The organism is Chryseobacterium sp. UNC8MFCol (genome assembly GCF_000482305.1).
Classification (GTDB): Bacteria; Bacteroidota; Bacteroidia; order Flavobacteriales; family Weeksellaceae; genus Chryseobacterium; species Chryseobacterium indologenes.
The window spans coordinates 218685-234257 of sequence record NZ_AXUZ01000004.1 but is presented as its reverse complement, the minus strand read 5'-3'; the positions used below and the strand labels follow the sequence as shown (position 1 = coordinate 234257).

Annotated in this window: 17 protein-coding genes; 12 read left to right on the top strand and 5 right to left on the bottom strand. The window is 37.2% G+C overall.

Annotated elements, in window-relative coordinates; genetic code table 11:
• Nucleotides 1-151 precede the first annotated feature (151 nt).
• The 7 genes from M030_RS0104255 (at nucleotide 152) to M030_RS0104225 (ending at nucleotide 4471) form a co-directional block, all read left to right on the top strand.
• Nucleotides 152-424 (top strand): hypothetical protein, encoded by a 273-nt coding sequence (locus M030_RS0104255; RefSeq protein ID WP_027372407.1) that lies wholly within the window; start codon nucleotides 152-154, stop codon nucleotides 422-424.
• Nucleotides 425-499: 75 nt separating this feature from the next.
• Nucleotides 500-928, top strand: a complete 429-nt coding sequence (locus tag M030_RS0104250) for a rhodanese-like domain-containing protein (RefSeq protein ID WP_027372406.1) — start codon at nucleotides 500-502, stop codon at nucleotides 926-928.
• 1 nt (nucleotide 929) lies between these two features.
• Nucleotides 930-1433 carry a TlpA family protein disulfide reductase gene (locus tag M030_RS0104245; protein WP_034722145.1) on the top strand — a complete coding sequence of 168 codons (504 nt, stop codon included), beginning with the start codon at nucleotides 930-932 and terminating at the stop codon, nucleotides 1431-1433.
• 138 nt (nucleotides 1434-1571) lie between these two features.
• Complete coding sequence (locus M030_RS0104240) at nucleotides 1572-1955, top strand: hypothetical protein (protein ID WP_027372404.1); 384 nt, start codon at nucleotides 1572-1574, stop codon at nucleotides 1953-1955.
• A 264-nt stretch (nucleotides 1956-2219) separates the two neighbouring features.
• A complete protein-coding gene (locus M030_RS0104235; RefSeq protein ID WP_027372403.1) occupies nucleotides 2220-3293 on the top strand; it encodes a sensor histidine kinase in 1074 nt (357 codons plus the stop codon).
• Nucleotides 3274-3975: a LytR/AlgR family response regulator transcription factor gene (locus M030_RS0104230; protein WP_034722088.1), complete on the top strand. Its 702-nt coding sequence runs from the start codon at nucleotides 3274-3276 to the stop codon at nucleotides 3973-3975. Before M030_RS0104235 ends, M030_RS0104230 begins: the two co-directional genes overlap by 20 nt.
• 283 nt (nucleotides 3976-4258) lie before the next feature.
• The gene (locus tag M030_RS0104225) at nucleotides 4259-4471 is read left to right on the top strand and encodes a hypothetical protein (protein ID WP_027372401.1); all 213 of its coding nucleotides are present in this window, start codon (nucleotides 4259-4261) and stop codon (nucleotides 4469-4471) included.
• A gap of 91 nt (nucleotides 4472-4562) precedes the next feature.
• Here the strand turns inward: M030_RS0104225 and M030_RS0104220 are convergent, their stop codons facing one another.
• A complete protein-coding gene (locus M030_RS0104220) occupies nucleotides 4563-4883 on the bottom strand; it encodes a DMT family transporter (protein ID WP_027372400.1) in 321 nt (106 codons plus the stop codon).
• Between the two features lie 463 nt (nucleotides 4884-5346).
• A complete protein-coding gene (locus M030_RS0104210; protein ID WP_027372399.1) occupies nucleotides 5347-5952 on the bottom strand; it encodes a DNA-3-methyladenine glycosylase in 606 nt (201 codons plus the stop codon).
• Between the two features lie 210 nt (nucleotides 5953-6162).
• Here M030_RS0104210 and M030_RS0104205 point away from each other — a divergent pair, with 210 nt between their 5' ends.
• Nucleotides 6163-6495: a lipocalin family protein gene (locus tag M030_RS0104205; RefSeq protein WP_027372398.1), complete on the top strand. Its 333-nt coding sequence runs from the start codon at nucleotides 6163-6165 to the stop codon at nucleotides 6493-6495.
• A gap of 621 nt (nucleotides 6496-7116) precedes the next feature.
• On the opposite strand, the gene M030_RS0104200 is transcribed toward M030_RS0104205, so the two are convergent.
• From M030_RS0104200 to M030_RS0104190, 3 genes are all read right to left on the bottom strand, one after another.
• Nucleotides 7117-7335 (bottom strand): hypothetical protein, encoded by a 219-nt coding sequence (locus M030_RS0104200; protein ID WP_027372397.1) that lies wholly within the window; start codon nucleotides 7333-7335, stop codon nucleotides 7117-7119.
• A gap of 94 nt (nucleotides 7336-7429) precedes the next feature.
• Nucleotides 7430-9601 (bottom strand): S9 family peptidase, encoded by a 2172-nt coding sequence (locus M030_RS0104195; protein ID WP_027372396.1) that lies wholly within the window; start codon nucleotides 9599-9601, stop codon nucleotides 7430-7432.
• Nucleotides 9602-9606: 5 nt separating this feature from the next.
• Nucleotides 9607-11010 carry an aminopeptidase P family protein gene (locus tag M030_RS0104190; RefSeq protein WP_027372395.1) on the bottom strand — a complete coding sequence of 468 codons (1404 nt, stop codon included), beginning with the start codon at nucleotides 11008-11010 and terminating at the stop codon, nucleotides 9607-9609.
• A 185-nt stretch (nucleotides 11011-11195) separates the two neighbouring features.
• Between M030_RS0104190 and M030_RS0104185 the strand changes: the two genes are divergently transcribed.
• The 4 genes from M030_RS0104185 to M030_RS0104170 all read left to right on the top strand — a co-directional run bounded on the left by M030_RS0104185 (nucleotide 11196) and on the right by M030_RS0104170 (nucleotide 15568).
• Entirely contained in the window at nucleotides 11196-12080 is an 885-nt protein-coding gene (locus M030_RS0104185; RefSeq protein WP_027372394.1) for an AraC family transcriptional regulator, read from the top strand.
• Between the two features lie 88 nt (nucleotides 12081-12168).
• Nucleotides 12169-13074: a dihydrodipicolinate synthase family protein gene (locus tag M030_RS0104180; protein WP_027372393.1), complete on the top strand. Its 906-nt coding sequence runs from the start codon at nucleotides 12169-12171 to the stop codon at nucleotides 13072-13074.
• 14 nt (nucleotides 13075-13088) lie between these two features.
• Entirely contained in the window at nucleotides 13089-14573 is a 1485-nt protein-coding gene (locus tag M030_RS0104175) for an aldehyde dehydrogenase (NADP(+)) (protein ID WP_027372392.1), read from the top strand.
• Entirely contained in the window at nucleotides 14570-15568 is a 999-nt protein-coding gene (locus M030_RS0104170; RefSeq protein ID WP_027372391.1) for a 4-hydroxyproline epimerase, read from the top strand. The genes M030_RS0104175 and M030_RS0104170 overlap by 4 nt, the downstream gene beginning before the upstream one ends.
• Nucleotides 15569-15573 lie beyond the last annotated feature (5 nt).

The window sequence follows — 15573 nt, the reverse complement described above, 5'->3', positions numbered from 1 at the left end:
AAAATATTTACACCTGAACCGCCAATTTATTTTGGACTTTCTATACATTCCATATCCGGAAGCAGTAGTTTACTGAATATGTTAACGATGAGTATGATGTACTGGCTACCGAATACATAGCTTTTTTTTATCTTTGCCGGAAATCAATAAGATGGAGGAAATAAAACAATATCAGGCGTGGGCTATCAAAAAAGACGGAACAAAGCAACCCATTGAAACAGAGTCTATTCTATTGCAGGTGGGAGAAGAGGAAATCGAGATTTCTCTGGTGCCTCCTCATCCTGTTTTCAATGGAAGATTAACATTGACAACGGGGTCAGCAATCCGGGGACGAGAAAGTGAAAGAGGTCTGGGGACTCAACTCATTATCGAACCCGGAGCATCAAACGTTCTTCATATCAGTGTTAAAAAAAATCACGTGTAGTTAAAATATAAAGGAAAAATAAGATTTTCACGTTCCCTACTTTTCACTTTTTCTATCTTTGTGAAAAAGAAAACTATGAAGTATTTGTTTATTGTGGCATGTTTTGTATGCTCCATGTTAAGTCAGGCTCAGCAAAAACAGGACCCATGGAAAGACAGTCAGCTGATGGACCCGGCATTACTGGCTTCCCGTATTGTAAAAAATAAAACGAAAGACCTGGTGATTATTTCTGTAGGGCCTGAAGCAATTATCAAAGGTTCTGTGGATATCGGCCCCACTCATGAGCCTGAAAATCTCGAAAAATTAAAAAATTATCTTAATAATATTCCTAAAGACAGAGAAGTCGTTATTTATTGTGGCTGCTGTCCTTTTGTAAAGTGCCCGAATATACGCCCTGCATTTAATCTGCTGATGGAAATGGGCTTTAAGAATGCCAAACTACTAAACCTTCCAAAAAATATTAAAACAGACTGGCTAGATAAAGAGTATCCAACAAATGATTAATATGAAAATCCGTTTTATAATATTATTGGGTGTCCTGTTTTCAGGGAATATTTTTTCTCAAAATAAAATTGAAATAGGAAAGAGAGCTCCTGAAATTGCAATGTCCAAAGTTGATGGCAACCCGTTCCTGCTTTCATCATTAAAAGGAAAGCTTGTATTGATCGATTTTTGGGCAACCTGGTGTGCTCCCTGTGTTGAAGAACAGCCTGAACTAAAAACCTTGTATGAAACATACGCAGACCAGGTCAAAAACAACCGGTTTGAAATTCTCGGTGTTTCCTTAGACAGAAACAAAGAGAGCTGGCAAAAATCCATTGATCGTTTTGGGATCAAATGGATACAGGTCAGCGATTTAAAATTTTGGAAAAGTCCCGTAGCAAAGTTGTACGAAGTAGATGAGCTTCCTTTTAATGTTATTATCGATGGAGAAGGAACTATCATGGCTAAAAATATTCACGGAAAAGATCTCCAAGACTTTTTAAAGAAAAATCTGAACCGGAATTAAATATATTCAATAGAAAAAGTGGTAATTGTTGCCACTTTTTTTACTTTATAATGCCATAAAAGTACATTTATATATCAATAAATGACGTTGATATACAAGATGGAATTTCTGTCTCGGGTATCTCATATTTTTGATGCTATGACAAAGAATTTCTATCTCCGTATTGCGCTGTCAGCGATTTTACTGATGCATAGTGTGATTTCTATCTTCAGTGGTGATGTTCATAATTTTGGACACCTTTATCTGGATACGATAGGTTTTAGCCCTTTCGGGCTGTATCTCGCCTGGACAGTAAAGCTTACCCATCTTTTATCTGTTCCGTTGCTTTGGTTTGACCGGTATATCAAACCTGTGGCGTTTTCTAATATACTTATCTTTATGCTGGGAATCTATCTTATTCATTGGCAGAATGGCTGGTTTGTGGTAGGAGGAGGCATCAACGGTATTGAATTTAACATCCTGCTTATTTTTTGTTTTTTCAATCTTATCTATCCTGAAATTAGTTTGAAAAACAGGGTATAGATGTAGTAAGAGCTTATTTGTACTGTGGGAAAATAAACCACAACATCACAAAAGTTTTGAAAACCGAAAATTTTCATCCTATACTTTCTTAATCTCATAGGTTTCAAAAACCTATAAGGCTTGTGGTTTTTAAATAGTTTTACATCCAAACCATTAAGGAGTAATAAAACATTTCACTCATAGATGATTATCTTTATTTTGTAGACTTTATATGATTATATTTGATTGAACGATATTACTTTGTACATTTAAATTAGTATACCTTTGAAAACGATCGGAAAATCCAAACTCCGTGTTCATTTGCTTTTTTGGATATTGTATTATATTCTGGAAGTTTATCTTGATTTTTACTGGTCAAGGTATCAGTTTCCTGATGTCAATTGGCCAATAAGACTTCAGAATACCTTGATGCTGGAGCTGGGGTATCTTTTTATAAAAGTTCCGCTTGCTTATTCTTTGCTTTATGTCTATGAGAATGGGCATTTTAAAAGTTTTTTCAAATACATTCTGTACATTCTTATTGTTATATCGGCTGTATTTGCCCATCGGTTCTTTGCCCATTATATCATGTATCCTTACATTTATGGTGTTGTTGAAACCCAGGATGGAAAAGAATTATCCGGGTATATCAATGGGCTTGTGGCTTTTAATTCTTTTATGGATCTGATCTTTATGGTAGGGCTTGTTTTTGGAGTTGAAATCACAAGGCAGAAAAATGTTTTGAAACAACAGCTTTCTCAATTGAAATCGGAGAAACTTGATCAGGAACTGACGATGTTAAAAGCTCAGATTAATCCACATTTTTTGTTTAATACCCTCAATAATATATATGGAATGGCTATGAAGAAGGCTGATGAAACTCCTGATGCCATTTTACAGCTTTCAAAAGTGATGCGGTACAATATCTATGAAGCGGCTGAAAAAAGTATTTCTATAGAAAAAGATGTAGAAAATATTAAAGATTTTATCCAGATTCAAAAAATTCGTCATCGCGACCTTAGGGTAAACTTTAGGGAAAAAATTGATGATCCTTCTCAGGAAATTTCCCCGCTGATACTGATCCAGTTTGTAGAAAATGCCTTTAAACATGGTGTATCAGAAAGCCTTGGAGCATCATTTATCAATATCAGTATTCAGCTGGAAAAAGGAATTCTTGTCTACAGCGTAGAAAATTCCAAAGAAGAACGATCTCATGAGGATTCTACCCAAATAGGATTAAAAAATATCCGAAGGCAACTTGAGCTGCTTTATCCTAAGCATAGTCTTATTGTTCAGGATACAACTGACAGATATAGTATACAATTAATGATTGATTTCCATGATACATTCAGAATATAAAAAATACAACTGCATCATTGTTGAAGATGAGCCTATCGCTGCAGAGATCCTGGAAAATTTTATCTCCAGAGATAAGGAACTTAATCTGGTTGGCAAATGCGCAGATGCTGTATATGCCAGCAGTCTTTTGAGTATTCATGAGGTAGATCTTATGTTCCTGGATCTTCATCTTCCTGTAGTAAAAGGATTTGACTTTTTGAGGAAGTTAAAAAATCCGCCGTTTGTTATTGTTACAACAGCATATCATCAGTATGCCGTAGAAGGCTATGAGTTAGATATTGCCGATTATCTCATGAAACCCATTCCTTATGATCGTTTTGTAACAGCTATCGGAAAGTTTAAGTACCTTATGGAAGCGGAAGATGCACTGCTGGAAATCGCTGAACGTGACTATATCTTTATCAACAGTGGAAAAAAACAAAAAAAGATTATTTTGCAGGATATTTTTTATATTGAAAGTTTAAGGGAATACATTAGTATTCATACTAAAACTGGGACCCTGACCTTTAAAATGCCTCTCAGCAAAATAGAAGCAAGTTTACATCCCGGGATGTTTACCCGTATTCATAAATCATATATTATTTCCCGTTCAAAAATCGAAGTGAAATCAGCCAATATTATTCAGATCAATGGCAAGAAACTTCCGGTTGGAAGAACCTACAAACCTTTTTTGGAACTCTGATTACGTTCCGGTATAGAGCTATTTAATGATTGATCATTCCCGGAATATCTAATCATTATGCTGATTATTATTTTTAGTAGACCGTATTCTGTTGTTGATATATAGATGTCATCATACAATTCACCAATTGCCGAATTTTGAATGACAACAAGCTAAAAACATCCATAATTATGAAATATCAGTAAGCTTTTAAATGGAGAAGCTGTTTATGGGTACCTGTTAATTTCATTGGGTGGCTCGTTTCCCAGATTTGATTTATAAATTGACAAAAAACACTGAAATAATGAAAATTAAAAAAGTAATATACGCGATTTTCTTGCTTCTGATGACGGCAGGTTTCGCCTTCCGATATAAAGGATTTCATGGCAATTCTTATTCTGTTCCTGTTAAGAAAGATTTTTCTGCTGGTGTATTTAATACCGCAGACAGAATTTCTACCCATACCGATAGGAAAGGAGTTATTGAAGGAAAAGTTGCCATGTTAGATACCTATTAAACAAATAATATACAGAATGTGGTTGGTTTAGTATTGGCTTAAGGTTACGTGGATACACTTAAGCCAATTTATTTCTGATAACAATCTTTCGTTAAAATATTTTAAGTCCCACAATGCCGATCACGATCAGTAATGCCGACAACAATCTGAATACATTTGCGGAATCCTGGAAGAATAATACACCTACCAATAAAGTTCCTACTGCACCTATTCCTGTCCAGACTGCATAGGCGGTTCCAATAGGAATACTTTTCTGTGCATACCATAGAAACAGGCCGCTTACAGCCATACAAGCCACAGAAAACATAATCCATGACCATTTATTACTACTTTCGGGTTGCTGGGATAATTTAAGTCCTAATGGCCATCCGATTTCAAAAATTCCTGCAATAATTAGTGCAATCCAATTCATACATTTTATTTTTTTTAAATAGTAGTGAGGGAAAAATCAATCTATTCTGAAGGCATTTTCGATTTTCCTTACCTTTATTCATCCTGTAAAATTATTGTTATCTTATTGTAATAAATATACTTGTCAAAGCGATCCGGTAAAATTGAAGGGTGGAACGTAGTATAAAAGCAACGAAACGTAATGTGTTTCATAAAATGATTCCAAACCGTAATTTGAATTAAATAATATTAAATTGCTTTGAAATACGGGTACGGATATCCGGGTTATTTAATAAATCAATTCTTTTCATGCTAACAGATATAATGTTCATCAATCTGAGTATCGTTTTTTGTAGAATAAATACCGGCTTAAAGTCAGCAGGTGACGGCCATCATTTTTCAGGAAAAAGCAATCGTTTTTGGAAGGTTTTTACAGAAAATTTTACATGGCGATTCAGGAATAACGTTAATTTTTTATTCTATAACTAAACTTTATTGGGTTTACTCACATATTTATTTCCTTTCACAAAGAAACGCCACGGCAAAAGGGCATCTTCTTCTGCATAAGCAACTCCTATGCGCGGGCCCGCTGCTATTTCATCAGGGTTATAGGCAATACCATGATCTTCAATCCAGATCTCATTTCCGATGAGATCTTTTTTATTGAAAGCCTGATTAATACCCAATGCTTTGGCCAACGAACCGGGACCGGAGGAAATGGCTGTTCTGGAAACCGGCATCTGGCGTCTTTTTTCCATAATTTCTTTTCCGATTAGAGGTTCAATAGCTCTTACCAATACTGCATGAGGCTCATCTTTAACGGAAGTGACCACATTAAAAAGATGATGAATCCCGTAGCATAAGTAGACATAAGAAACTCCGCCGTGAGCATATAACGTTTCCGTCCTGTGTGTACGCCTGCCGCCGTAAGCATGAGAAGCTTTATCCTGTATCCCGAAATAAGCTTCCGTTTCTACAATGATTCCGGCTGTTACCTCACCGTTTATATTCGTAAAAAGCACTTTTCCTAAGAGATCCTGTGCGAGAAAAAGAACATCCTGATTGGAATAGTAGGAGAGTGGTAGTTTCAAACTGATTGTTTTATGTGTTACAGATCAAAATTAAGGATATAAAAACAATTTCCACACAGATCAACAGATTGTTGCTACCTTTGGAAATTAATGATCCTTATTTCATCAAAAACAAAATACAATGAAATCCTTTAATCTGGTGCTGTTTTTATTCACTTTTTGCCTGGCTACAGTATCATTCAGGACTTCTTCCCAGCAGTCTTATAAAAAATGATTGTCGGCAAATGGCAGCCTGTAAGCTCCACTGCTGAGGGAGTGGAAGCCAATGGAAAACGAACTGTAAACCATTCTACATTAAGCAGAAATGATGTCATGCAGTTTAATGCAGATGGTTCTATTATAGACAGCGGGCAGATTTATTTTTCATATTCAATAGATCCTGATGATAAGACCTTATCCCTGTTCGGGAATACTAATGATGAAAGAAAATTTGAAATTGTTCAATTGGATAAAACCACTATGAAAATTGTCAGCCGGGATAATGATCAGTATCACGGAGAACCTTTTCGGATAACGTGGACCATTGTTTTTAAAAGAAAATGAATCATATAGTATTCTGTGTGAATTCGTTATGCTAAAATCTGGCAAAGCTTCCGGAGATATACGGATACCTAAAAATAGATACCACAAAAACACGCATATCATTAAACAGTGATTAATTTGGCACGTGTCTTGCTGTTTTTACAACAGAACATCATTTTATACCACTATATAAAAATATAGGTTTTGACACTTTATTCCCTGGAGAAATCCGGGGATTTTTATTTTATTTTTGGAATTTAGATATGATTGCAGTCATACTTGTCTACAGAATTACTTTCTATTTTTGAACCCCTTGAAAATTTCATATTTCTGACAAATTACACTTGACCTTCCGTTGATGCGGGAGGTTTTATTTTTTTAGAAAAAAGCTACCACAAAAGTTAAGATTTCCTTAAGCAGTGATCTATTTGGCATATCCATTGATGGCTTTAAAACAAGTTTTTATTTACAAGTTTTTTTTAACACCACGTCATATAGTTTATAAATTTCATTCTAAACCTCCTACGGGAGGTTTTTTTATTCAATCTTTTTTATACTCTGTTTTGGGGTTGCAGAATTCCTTTTATACAGATCCTATTGATGAGGTGTTCTAAAAAAAATAACCCCTGTTCAACAGAGGTTTTATTTCGGCAGAATAATGCGTCTCATATTCAGGCTGTTAAAAATAAATATTTTTTTTTCTTTTGCCATTCTTTCAAGAAATGCGTTTCGGTCTTCAATAGACATATTGAGAATATGGTCAAAAGCACCAAAAGTAACGCCGTTATTGCCACCATCCTTTTCATATTGTGCCCGTACAATATCCAGTATCTGCTTCTCAATTTCTTCCTGATTTTCCATGGAGTAAAGATACAAAGTTTGCCGTTTTCTTCCTAGCGTAAACAAACTCAAATAATAAAAAAGCCTTACTCTATGTAAGACTTTTTCGTTTTTATTATCTTGCTCCCGGAGGGCAGTGTTGTTTTAAATATTTTGTAAACATGGTCGCCAGGTGCAGGAATGTTCCTTCTCCTTCACTGATAGAGTGGGACCTGTTAGGATACGACATCAGCTGAAACTGTTTGTTGTACTTCACCAGCTCATTGATGTATACTTCTGTATTCTGATAGTGTACATTATCATCACCTGTACCATGAACCAACAGCAGGTTTCCCTTAAGGTTTTTAGCATATGTAAGGGGAGAACCTTTTACAAAATCTTCTCTGTTTTCCTGTGGAAGTCCCATATACCTTTCCTGATAGATATTATCATAAAACAACTGGTTGGCTACAGGAGCAATGGCTATTCCTGTTTGGTAAATATCCGGATACTGACCAAGAAGATTCAACGTGGAAGAACCGCCGCCGCTCCAGCCCCAAACGGCCACTCTGGAAGTATCTGCATATGGCCATTTTGCAAATAATGCTTTTGCCCCCATAGCCTGATCACGTATATTCAGCTGGCCTATTTTCCGGTAGATAGATTTTCTCCACTCGCGTCCTTTAGGAGCGGGTGTGCCGCGGTTTTCAAGGCAAACATAAAGGTATCCGTCCTGGGCCATGTCACCTGTATACAAATAATCCCAATTGGCGTAAAAGCTATCTGTCACGGTTTGTAACGCAGGTTCACCATACACCATGAAAAGAACAGGATATTTTTTAGAAGGATCAAAATTTTTAGGCTTTACGACCCAGCCATCCAGCGTAACCCCATCTTCAGTGGTAATCTGGAAAAACTCTTTTTTAGCTTTTGCAGGATCTGCTTTCTCTGATTTTGTGGCAGCCACAAGTTCTTTATGGTTCGGGAGAGACACTACCGCTCCTGCAGAATATCTATCGGTATTGGTATTCGTAAACAAAGCTATCTTTCCATTGGGAGAGATCGTATATTCATTAGAACCTGAATAAGCCTGAGGGGTCAGTCTTTCTGCTTTTCCTCCCTTCATATTTACTTTATACAAATACTTCTGAGTAGCATTACCGGGAGAGGCCAGGAAATAAATCAATTGATTAGGAACATCAAAAAATTCAGGTTTGATAACGTCAAAGGCATCTTTTGTAATAAGGGTTTCTTTGCCATTCATATCTATTTTATAAATATGCCTCCATCCGTCTTTTTCTGAAAGCCATAAAAACTCCTTGCCGTTATTAATCCAGTCCCAGCCGCTGGGATCGTTGTTATTCCACATAGATTTGATATCGATCCATGCGGGATCTGTTTCGGTATAAATGGCTTTCCCGGTTCCAGAACCTGCATCTGCTACGATAATCTTACTTTGGTTCTGTTTTCTGTTCAATTGTTGTAGGATAACGGATTTTGAATCCTGTACCCATTCCATTCTTGGAATATAATGTTGTTTTTCATCTCCTGATATATCAGCTTTCTTTGAAGATTTGGAGGCAAGATCATAAAACCAGATGCTGCAACCTGAAGGATCTTCTCCCGCTTTAGGATATTCTACAGGAATGGTAAACGAATACAGACTGTCGGTATTATTGATCATCAGGAAGTTTTTAGTACCTCTGGCATCCAGTTTCCAGTAGGCAATTTTACTTCCATCTGGAGACCATCTGAAACCGTCCTTTGCACCGAATTCTTCTTCATATACCCAGTCAAAAGTACCATTAATCATTCCGTCATTACCGTCTGTAGTAATTTTAGTAATCTGATTGTCTGAAAGATCTTCCAAGTAAATATTATGCTTTGACACATAAGCTACTTTCTTACCATCGGGAGAAAATTTGGCAAACATTAATGATGAAGCAGGTAATCCTTTTCCGAGCTGTGTAAGCTTTTTGGTATTCTTATCAAAGATCCAGTAATCTCCGCGGGTATTATCTCTCCACACCTTTTTGGTATTGGTGAAAAGCAATAAGTTTTTATTTGCAGGAGATATCTGAAAGCTTTGAACCTGTAAGGGCTCGGAACTTCCGGACGGAATCAGTTCGTTGCTGTTCAGCAGTGTCTGCTCGGTTCCCGGATGCAAAACGTCAACAATTTGAACCCCTTTTTTAGTAAACGAATAATAGGCGTTCCCATCAGGAGTCCATTGCATCTTTTGTGCAGCCAATGGCGATAAACACAGGAAATACAATGCAACAATTCCCAGTTTTTTTATATTTTTCATAGCGCTTATTTGATGTCTGCTAAATGCTCTTTGCGATAATTTTCAATATCTTCTGCCGTTTTAATCAACCCGTTCCCCAGAAGCTTATAGCTGTCATCCGTGATCAGGAAATTATCTTCAATACGTACGCCTCCGAAGTTTCGGTATTCATTCACTTTATCATAATTAATAAACTCCGCATTTTTATTTTCTGCCTGCCACATATCAATCAGTTCAGGAATCATGTAAATACCCGGTTCAACCGTTAATACAAATCCGGTTTCCAAGGCTTTTCCTAACCGGAGAGATTTAAGCCCGAATGTTTTGGTATCCTTAGGTTCTGCTTCGGTGTAGCCTACATATTGCTCGCCCAGATCTTCCATATCATGCACGTCAAGTCCCATCATATGTCCCAATCCGCATTGGAAAAACAGGGTATGTGCATGGTTTTTTACAGCTTCTTCAGGGTTTCCTTTCATTAGTCCCAGATCTACAAGGCCTTCCACGAGGTGCTGAGCGGCTTTCAAATGGATGTCTTTAAAGCGGGTTCCCGGTTTCAGCAATTTTTGAGCATTATTAAAAGCATTCAGAACAATCTCATAAATTTCCTTTTGTTTTGTTGTAAAAGTATTGCTTACAGGAAATGTTCGCGTTAAGTCTCCTGCATATCCCATAGCTGTTTCTGCACCGGAATCATTCAGGAAAAGATCTCCTTCCTTCATGGTATTGAGTCGGTAATGATTATGAAGAATTCCTCCATTGATAGTTACGATCGGTGGGTAAGACATCTGGCATTCTTTGTTGGCTGCAAAATATTGAATGGCATTGGCAATTTCATATTCCTTTATGCCCGGTCTGGCCATACGCATAGCCAGCAGATGCATTTCGTTGGAAACATTCACAGCTTCTTCAATTTGTACGATTTCCTGCGCCTCTTTGATAGAACGCTGTTTTACAATCGCTTTGATCATTTCTTCTGAAGGTTGCAATTCTGCTACTCTAATCCCGAGAAGATCAGCCATTATAATTTTATTGGAAGACTGATAAGGAGGAAGATAATGTATTTTTCTGCCGGCAGCTTTCGCTTTAAGTACATATTGAGACAACTCTTTATAAGGTAATGTTTCGTGTACTCCAGACTTCAGGCTTTTCTCTTTTAAGGTTTCCTGCCTGCCCATCCAGACGATATCATCAATGCTTAGTTCATCTCCGAAAACAATGGTTTTATTTTCATCAATATCAATTATGGCTGCAATTTTTGGTTCCTGAATTCCAAAATAGTATAGATAGGTACTGTCCTGACGGAAATAATAAGGATTATGCTCAAAATTTACAGGATTCTCTATATTTCCTAAAAATAACAGAATTCCACCGGCTACATTGCTCTGCAATACACCTCTTCTGTCTTGATAAGTTTGTGCTGAAAACATATATTTATGAAAGTTTTATTTTAAAAGTTTAAAGTTACAATTTTGTACTATTTGAAGCACTTCATTCATTAAAATAATGAAGATGTAAAGTTTGGATTTTAATATGACAGTTAATGTTCATATTTTGCTTAAATTCGGCAATATTTTAACATTCTTAATCATCATTCCTTTAAAATATTGATCGTATGAAGAGTCTTCAGTTTTCAGTTCCTGCCGACACCAACAAAAGCATCCGCATACAGGAAGATATTATGCCCAATTTCTATCCTTATTTTCATAGACATACAGAAACTCAGATCATGTGGATTCTTAAAGGGCATGGTACTTTGGCCATAGAACAGAACCTTTTTACCTTTGAACCAGGTGATATTTTCTACCTGGGAGCCAACCAATCACATGTTTTTAAAGGATCTTTTAATAAAAACGAAAAACAGAACGTTCATGCTATTTCTATTTTCTTCGATCCAGATAAAAAAATAGCCGCTTTTTTTGATTTACCGGAATTTGAAGAACTGAAAAACTTCATTGAACACTCAAAAGTAGGATTTCAAATTGCTTCAAAACTGAAATCAAGTGTAGGAGATAGCATGGCTGCCTTGCAAAAGACACAAGGAGTAGAACAGATCCTAGATTTTATAAAAATTTTAAACTATCTGATGCTGAATAGACATCTGCATGTTCCGTTGTCTTCAGAAAAAAATCTTCCTAATCATATTTCTGACAATGACCAGAGAATTATAGATGCCCAATTCTATATTAAGAAGAATTTCACCCAGCACAAACTTACTCTTGATACCATTGCTAAAGAAGCCTGTATGACTCCTCAGGCATTTTGCCGATCTTTTAAAAAACATACCAGAATTACTTATATTCAATATCTTAATGAATTAAGAGTACAGAGGGCCTGCAGATTATTGACATCCAGCAGCAGATACAGTATTTCTTCTGTTGCCTTTAACAGCGGATTCACCAGTCTTACCAACTTCAACCGGGTATTTAAATCCATCATGAAGTATTCTCCAAAAGAATATCTGAAGCATTATAAAGAGGCTACTATAGACCACGAATAATCACATGTTAAAATACGGTTAGAATATATTAAAATATTAACATTTACCGTTGTGAAATTCACTTAGTTTTGAATAAATATTATTTGATATGAGTACAAAACTAAACTGGGAAGGTATTTATCCTGCTGTATTAACTCCTTTTACAAATGAAGGAGAGATTGATTTTGAAATGTTTGCAGTCAATACAGAAGCCCAGATTAAAGCCGGAGTTCAGGGAATTATCCTTGCCGGAACATTAGGAGAGGCCAGTGCTTTGGAAACTGCAGAAAAATTTGAATTGCTGAAGTATGCAAAAAAAATTACAGAAGGAAAAATTCCTGTCATCCTAAACCTTGCTGAAAATACAACCAAAAATGCTATACATTTCGCTAAAAAAGCAAAAGAATCAGGGGCTGACGGACTAATGCTTCTTCCCCCCATGCGTTATAAAGCGGATCGTCATGAAGTAGTAGAATATTTTAAAGCAGTAGCTTCGGCTACAGATCTTCCTATCCTTATCTATAATAATCCTGTTGATTACGGAATTTATGTAACCCTTGAAATGTTTGAAGAACTTATTGAGTATCCAACCATTCAGGCTGTTAAAGAATCTACAAGAGACCTTGCCAATGTAACCAGAATGATCAACCGCTTTGGAAAAAGAATCAAAATTCTTGGCGGTGTAGATACTATTTGCCTTGAAACCCTCATGCTCGGTGCAGATGGACTTGTTGCAGGTCTTGTAGATGCTTTTCCCAACGAAACAATGGCAATGTACCGCTATGTTAAATCAGGTGAATACGATAAAGCGGTAGAGATCTACAGATGGTTTATGCCATTATTGGAACTCGATATTCATCCTAAGCTTATTCAATACATCAAACTGGCCGCCACTGCAGAAGGAATCAGCAATCCATATGTAAGAGCACCACGTCTGGAGCTTCAAGGTGAAGAAGCTGAAAGAATCAATAAGATTATTGAAGAAGGCAGAAACAATCGTCCGATATTAGATTAATACCAAAGAAAGCTATGATTGAAGAAACATCAAAACAAAATATTGAGTTAAGAATTCAGATGGCTTCCGAAGCATATCAATTCCTGAAGAAAACAACGGTAAAAGAAAGGGCTGCATTTATGAATGCGGTGGCGGATCGGATTGAAGCTTTAGGTGAAGAGCTTTTGACAACAGCCCACACTGAAACTTCTTTGCCTCTGGCAAGACTCACGGGTGAAAAAGCCAGAACTGCCGGCCAATGGAGAAGTTATGCAAAAGCGGTAGCCTCAGGAATATATACAGAGTCAAGAATTGATCTTGCCCAACCTGAAAAACAGAAAAGTGATATCAGAAAGTACAACATAGGATTAGGGCCTGTGGTTGTTTTCGGTGCCAGTAATTTTCCGTTTGCTTTTTCCACAGCAGGAGGTGATACGGCAAGTGCGATAGGAGCAGGCTGCCCTGTTATTGTAAAGGCACATCCTGCCCATCCTCAGACCTCTCAAATGATGGCTGATGTGATCACAGATACAGTAAAAGAATTCGGATGGCCGCAAGGAATTTTCAGTCATATTACCGGAACATCGCATGAGATCGGTGCTTTTTTAACCCAACATAAAGATATCCACGCCGTAGCGTTTACAGGTTCTTTTAATGGTGGAAAAGCTTTGTTTGATACAGCCAATCGTCGGGAAAATCCTATTCCTGTATTTGCAGAAATGGGAAGCATCAATCCTGTGTTTGCACTACAGCAATTACTTGAAAATAAAGCAAAAGCCTTGGCAAAGGAGTATGTTACTTCATTAACATTAGGGGTAGGACAGTTCTGTACCAATCCGGGAGTATTTATTGCACGTAAAGGCGAATCACTGGACACGTTTATCTCTGCAGTAAAAAATGAAATTCAGGAAATTTCCCCTGCTCCAATGCTTCACAAAGGAATATATGAGAGTTTTAAAAAGGATAAGTCTATTGCCATAACACAGGCAGATGTTGAAGTAATTGCATCAACCGAAACGGAAGAAGGGAAAGGAAGTGCTGCTGTGATAAAAACCAATGCTCAAAACTTCATCAATAATCCTGTATTGAGCGAAGAAGTATTTGGTCCTTTTGGTATTATTGTTACTTGCGAAAACCAGGGAGAACTTATACAGATTGCTCAAAAGTTAAAAGGACAATTAACTATTACTTTAGCGGCAACGTCAGACGATATCCATGAAAACTCAGAGCTGATTGATATTTTGAAAGATAAATGTGGAAGATTGTTATTCAACGGAATGCCTACAGGCGTAGAAGTGGTTTATGGCATGCAGCATGGAGGTCCTTTTCCTTCTACAACTGATGCACGTTTTACTTCCGTAGGACCGGATGCTGTCAAACGTTTTGTTCGTCCTATCTCTTTTCAGAACTGGCCAAATGAATTCTTACCGGAGGAATTAAAAAATGAAAATCCACTACAAATCAACAGAATGGTAGATGGTGAAATTAATTCAGAATCATTAAAATTAGAAACTGTATGAACAGAACATTTTTTTGTGTAGACTCTCATACCTGTGGCTGTCCTGTACGTCTTGTGGCAGGTGGCGGACCTATTTTGAAAGGAAATTCTATGATGGAGCGCAGGCTTCACTTCATGAAAGAATACGACTGGATCCGGAAAGGACTCATGTTTGAACCCCGTGGTCATGATATGATGAGCGGAAGTATTTTGTATCCGCCTATTGACGAAGAAAACGATATCGGAGTCTTATATATTGAAACCAGCGGCTGTCTTCCCATGTGCGGACACGGAACGATAGGCACAGTAACCATTGCTATAGAAGAAGGGTTGATTTTTCCTAAAATTCCCGGCAAGCTGCGCCTCGAAACACCGGCAGGACTTATTCTTATTGATTATGTACAGGAAGGCAAAAAAGTAACGTCTGTAAAACTGACCAATGTGAAATCCTTTCTGTATGCTGAAAATCTGGAAGTTGATTGTCCGGATCTCGGGGTAATAAAAGCGGATGTAGCTTATGGAGGGAACTTCTATGCGATTATAGATCCTCAGGAAAATTTCAGAGATATTTCCGATTTTACAGCCAGCCAGCTTATTCATTATGGAAAGATCATTAGAAAATTACTCAATGACAAGTATGAATTTATTCATCCTGAAAATGAACACATTACCGGATTAAGCCATATTCAATGGACAGGCAATGCTACAGATCCTGAAGCAAGCGGGCGAAATGCTGTATTAGTGGGGGAGAACGCTTTGGACCGTTCACCATGCGGAACAGGTACCTCTGCAAGAATGGCGCAATGGTATGCTAAAGGAAAATTAAAAGAAGGCGAAGAGTTTATCCATGAAAGCTATATCGGATCGCAGTTTATCGGGAGAATTGAAGGAACGGCTACTGTTGGCGGAAAACCGGCAATTATCCCTTCAGTAGAAGGCTGGGCAAGAATCACAGGTTATAATCATATTATTATTGATGATGAAGATCCTTATTGGCAGGGATTTCAGGTTATATAAACAAA